The 4,817-nt window shown below is 70.4% G+C and carries 5 protein-coding genes; 3 read left to right on the forward strand and 2 right to left on the reverse strand.

Annotated elements, in window-relative coordinates:
• Both VJ693_RS14950 and hemE read right to left on the reverse strand, forming a co-directional pair.
• The coding region (locus VJ693_RS14950) for a DEAD/DEAH box helicase (RefSeq protein WP_324155342.1) at nt 1-879 on the reverse strand (879 nt) is incomplete at its 3' end.
• 353 nt (nt 880-1,232) lie between these two features.
• Entirely contained in the window at nt 1,233-2,354 is a 1,122-nt protein-coding gene (hemE, locus tag VJ693_RS14955) for a uroporphyrinogen decarboxylase (protein ID WP_324155344.1), read from the reverse strand.
• Between the two features lie 146 nt (nt 2,355-2,500).
• On the opposite strand from hemE, the gene VJ693_RS14960 reads away from it, so the two are divergent.
• Genes VJ693_RS14960 through VJ693_RS14970 form a run of 3 tightly spaced genes read left to right on the forward strand, consistent with a single transcriptional unit; the run spans nt 2,501 to nt 4,609 of the window.
• Nucleotides 2,501-3,154, forward strand: a complete 654-nt coding sequence (locus VJ693_RS14960) for a LemA family protein (RefSeq protein ID WP_324155346.1) — start codon at nt 2,501-2,503, stop codon at nt 3,152-3,154.
• Nucleotides 3,155-3,160: 6 nt separating this feature from the next.
• Nucleotides 3,161-4,078, forward strand: a complete 918-nt coding sequence (locus VJ693_RS14965; RefSeq protein WP_324155348.1) for a TPM domain-containing protein — start codon at nt 3,161-3,163, stop codon at nt 4,076-4,078.
• Nucleotides 4,079-4,609: a TPM domain-containing protein gene (locus VJ693_RS14970; RefSeq protein ID WP_324155350.1), complete on the forward strand. Its 531-nt coding sequence runs from the start codon at nt 4,079-4,081 to the stop codon at nt 4,607-4,609.
• The last annotated feature ends 208 nt before the right edge of the window (nt 4,610-4,817 follow it).

Raw genomic sequence — 4,817 nt, forward strand, 5'->3', positions numbered from 1 at the left:
CGCCGAATAGCGCGCGCCATCCTGCTGCTTGTAGCTGGGGTCGTGTTCCTCGTCGACCACGATCACGCCCAGCCGCGGCAGCGGGCAGAAGATCGCCAGCCGCGTGCCGAGCACCAGCTCGGCCTGGCCGCGGTGCGCCGCCAGCCAGTTGCCCAAGCGCTGCGCCGGCGTCAACGCACTGTGCAGCGAGACCAGTCGCCGGCCCGGAAAGCGCGCGGCGAAGCGGGCCTCGAGCTGCGGCGTCAGGTTGATCTCGGGCACCAGCACCAGCGCCTGGCGGCCGGCGGCGAGCGCGGCCTCGGCCAGGCGCAGGTAGACCTCGGTCTTGCCGCTGCCGGTGACACCGTGCAGCAGGTGGCACGCCGGCGGCGCGGCGTCGATGGCAGCCAGCACCGCGGCCTGCTCCGCGGTGAGCGCCGGGCGCTCGGGCGCGGCCGGCGGGCCACCGGCTTTCGCGGCCGCGAGCGCTGCGCGCTTGTCCTGCAGCCGCAGCCGCTTGGCCAGGCCGGCGTCGTCGAGCTTGCGCAACTCGGGCGGCAGCACCGCCAGCGCCACCTCGCCGAGCGCACGCTGGTAGTAGCGCGCACTGAACTCGACGAGCCGGCACCAGGCCGCCGGCAGGGGCGGCAGGCTGGCGATGACCTCGGCGATGGCCTTCAGCGTGAAGGAACCACCGCCGGCCGGGTCTTTGCGGCCGTCCTCGGGGGCCGTCGCGGCCCCGTCGGGTCGCCCCGCCCAGACGATGCCAGGCACATCACGCCGGCCCAGAGGTACGCGCACCAGCGTGCCCGCGCTGAGCGGCTGCTCACTCTCGTAGTCCAGGGTGTCGGCCAGCCCGGCGTGCGCAGGCGTCTCGACCGCCACCTCAACGCGATTCATGCCGCGCCGCGTGCGCCAAGGCCGAAAAGGGTCCCGGCGCCAGCAGAAGTTGAGATGTTCCGCTTAAGTCCATGATTCGAAACATCTTTCAGACTTGCCCACCGTTCCTGTGGATAACATTGTGGGAAAGCTGCGGTCGGGCGTGCTAAATGCTTGATGCACCGTGGCCGGCCTTGGGTTGCCCGATTCTGAGGCAATGACGAAAAAATCTTTCTAATCAAATACTTGCCACGTATCGCCGCGATTTTGAAGATTTCGTGACACGGGCTGGAGCGGTGATCTGTCGCACCCTGGCATTTGGGGATAAGTCAAGCCCTGAGCGAACACTCACCCGGTAAAACCCCCATACCACCTCACGCGGGCTTGGGCGTATGGGAGCGTTTACGAAGCGTGCGGGAGTGCGCGTGAACGGCTTCGACGAGCGCCGCGACGTGGTCCGGCGGCGTGTACTGGCTGATGCCGTGGCCGAGGTTGAAGACGTGGCCGTCCCAGCCGCCCCCGGCCGAATCCGCACGCTGCGGCGGGCCGAAGCTGTCGAGCACGCGGCGCGCCTCGGCCTGCACGATCTCGGGCGGCGCGAACAGCACGTTGGGGTCGAGGTTGCCCTGCAGGGCCACGCGCGAGCCCACGCGGGCACGCGCCTGGCCGAGGTTCACGGTCCAGTCCAGGCCGATCACGTCGGCGCCGCTGTCCGCCAGCTCGTCGAGCCACGGGCCACCACCCTTGGTGAACACGATGGCCGGGATGCGCCGGCCCTCATGCTCGCGCTTGAGCTGCTTGAGCACCCGCTCGGTGTAGGCCAGCGAGAAGGCCTGGAACGCTCCATCGGCGAGCACGCCGCCCCAGCTGTCGAACACCATCACCGCCTGGGCGCCGGCGTCGATCTGGGCGTTCAGGTAGGCGGCGACCGCGTCGGCGTTGACGGCCAGGACGCGGTGCATCAGATCGGGCCGGGCGTACAGCATGGTCTTGACGATCCGGTAGTCGGTCGACCCGGCGCCCTCGACCATGTAAGAGGCCAGCGTCCACGGGCTGCCCGAGAAGCCGATCAAGGGCACGCGGCCGTTCAGCGCCTTGCGGATCGAGGTGACCGCATCGAACACGTAGCGCAGCTTGTCGAGGTCCGGCACGCGCAGCGCGGCGACAGCCGCCTCGTCGCGCACCGGGCGCGCGAAGCGCGGGCCTTCGCCGGGCCCGAAGCTCAGGCCCAAGCCCATGGCATCCGGCACGGTCAGGATGTCGGAGAACAGGATGGCCGCATCCAGCGGAAAGCGCTCGAGCGGCTGCAACGTGACCTCGGTGGCGCAATCCACGTTCGTCGCCAAGCCCATGAAGCTGCCACCGGCCCGCTCCCGTGTGGCCAGGTACTCCGGCAGGTAGCGGCCGGCCTGGCGCATCAGCCAGACGGGCGTGTAGTCGGTGGGCTCGCGCAGGCACGCGCGCAGGAAGCAGTCGTTCTGGAGCGGGGCAAACATCGGTGAATTATCGGTGCCAGCGCCGCGTGCAGCCTCTTGATGTCGCGCAAGCCCGCCCCACCTGCGGTGGCGCAGGCTCGACGCATCGTTAACATGCCGGCGCTGCGGCCCCGTGTGCCCCACACCAACGAACGGAGAATGCCCACATGAAGCCCTCGCTGACCTGGTTCTTGCGCCCGCTGTTCGCCGCCGCCGCGCTGGCCGCCACGCTGACCCTGAGCGGGTGCGGCTACAACGACTTCCAGCGCCTGGACGAGCAGGTCAAGGCCGGGTGGTCCGAGGTGCTGAACCAGTACCAGCGCCGCGCCGACCTGGTGCCGAACATCGTGGCCACCGTGAAGGGCGAGGCCAACTTCGAGCAGGAGACCTTGACGAAGGTGATCGAGGCCCGCGCCAAGGCGACGTCGATCCAGGCCACGCCCGAGTTGATCAACAACCCCGAAGCCTTCCAGAAGTTCCAAGCCGCGCAGGGCGAGCTGACTGGTGCGTTGAGCCGGCTGCTGGTCGTCAGCGAGAACTACCCGAACCTGCGGGCGAACCAGGGCTTCCAGGATCTGCGTGTGCAACTCGAAGGCACCGAGAACCGCATCACCGTGGCACGCAACAAGTACATCAAGACGGTGCAGGAGTACAACGTGCTGGCGCGCAGCTTCCCGACCAACCTGACGGCGATGATGTTCAGCTACTCGGTCAAGCCGACCTTCACGGTCGAGAACGAGAAGGCGATCTCGGCCCCGCCGACGGTGAACTTCGACAAGGCCCCCGCCCCGTCCCCGGCGGCGCCCGCGGCGTCGAAGTAGCGAGACATGCGCGGCCGTCTCGGCTGGCTGCTCGCAGGCGTCGCCTGGGCCGCGGCGCTCCTGTGCCCGGCCCTCGTGCTCGCGCAAGACCTGCAGCCGGTGCCGGCGCTGGCCGCACGCGTGACCGACACCACCGCCACGTTGAGCACGGCCCAGCGCGAGGCGCTCGATGCCAAGCTGGCCGCGTTCGAAGGCGAGGCCGGCACGCAGATCGTCGTGCTGATCGTCGCGACGACCAAGCCGGAGGACATTGCCGAATACGCGTACCGCGTGGCCGACCAGTGGAAGGTCGGCCGTCGGGACGTCGGCGACGGGCTGCTGGTGCTGGTCGCCAAGGACGACCGGCGCGTTCGCATCGAGGTGGCCAAGGCGCTGGAGGGTGCGATCCCCGATCTGGCCGCGCGCCAGATCATCGACAGGGCCATCCGGCCCGCCTTCAAGGCCGGTGACTACGCCGGCGGACTGAATGCCGGCGTGGACCAGCTGGCCGCTCGCGTGCGGGGCGAGGCGCTGCCCGCACCGCAGGGCGGGCGATCGAGCGGCAACGGCGGCACGGGCGGCCTGGGCTGGGACCAGCTCGCGATGTTCTTCTTCGTCGGCGTGCCGATCATCGGCGCGGTGCTGACCGGCGTGCTCGGGCGCAAGCTCGGCAGCCTGGCCACAGGCGGTGCCGCCGGCACATTGGCCTGGTGGTTCGGGGGCTCGCTGCTGCTCGCCGGCGCGGCCGGCGTGCTGGCCCTGGTGATGGTGGGGGTGCTGGGCATCGGCGCGGCCGGCCGACGCGGGCTTCGCGGTGGCCATGGCGGCCCGCCGATCATCTGGGGTGGTGGTGGCGGCGGCGGGGGCGGCTGGGGCGGCGGCGGTGGCTTCTCGTCCGGCGGCGGCGGCGATTTCGGCGGCGGCGGCGCCTCGGGAGACTGGTAGATGAGCGGCACGCGACGAAGCTGGCCGGCGCGCATCTCGCGCGTGCTGCGCCACCGTTGGTGGGACGAGGCCGATGTGCGCCGTGCGCTACCGCCGGCCGCACTGGACCGTCTGCAGGCGCGCATTGCCGAGAGCGAGCGCCTGCATTCAGGCGAGATTCGCATCTGCGTCGAGGCCGGGCTGCCACTGTCCTACCTGTGGCGCGACACCACGGCACGCGAGCGCGCCGTCGCGGTGTTCGGCAAGCTGCGCGTCTGGGACACCGAGGCCAACAACGGGGTGCTGATCTACCTGCTGCTGGCCGAACGTGCGATCGAGCTGGTTGCCGACCGCGGCCTGGCCCGCGTGGCGGATGAGGCGACCTGGCGCGCGATCGTCGGCCGGTTGAGCCACGCCCTGCATGCGGGGCAGTTCGAAGACGGGCTGCGCCACGCGGTCGACGAGGTCGACGCGCTGCTGCGCGGCCACTTCCCGCTCGCGCCGGGCGCCGTCAACGCGAACGAACTGCCGGATCGGCCGCACCTGCTTTGAGCGTCGGCGGCGGCCGGCGTCTGTCAACCGCATCCCCCTAGGACCCGCCGCTTCCCTAGATCGGGGGCTGCCGATCGAGGGGGGCAGCGCCTACAAAGCACCATGCATCGCAACCTGCCGCCGCAGTCGATCGACCCCGCCCTCGCCTCGGGTGCGCGATGAGCTTGCAGACCCGCGCGCATCGCCGTCTGCATCGGCATCGGCCCAG

The organism is Ideonella sp. (genome assembly GCF_035254525.1).
Lineage (GTDB): Bacteria > Pseudomonadota > Gammaproteobacteria > Burkholderiales > Burkholderiaceae_C > Ideonella.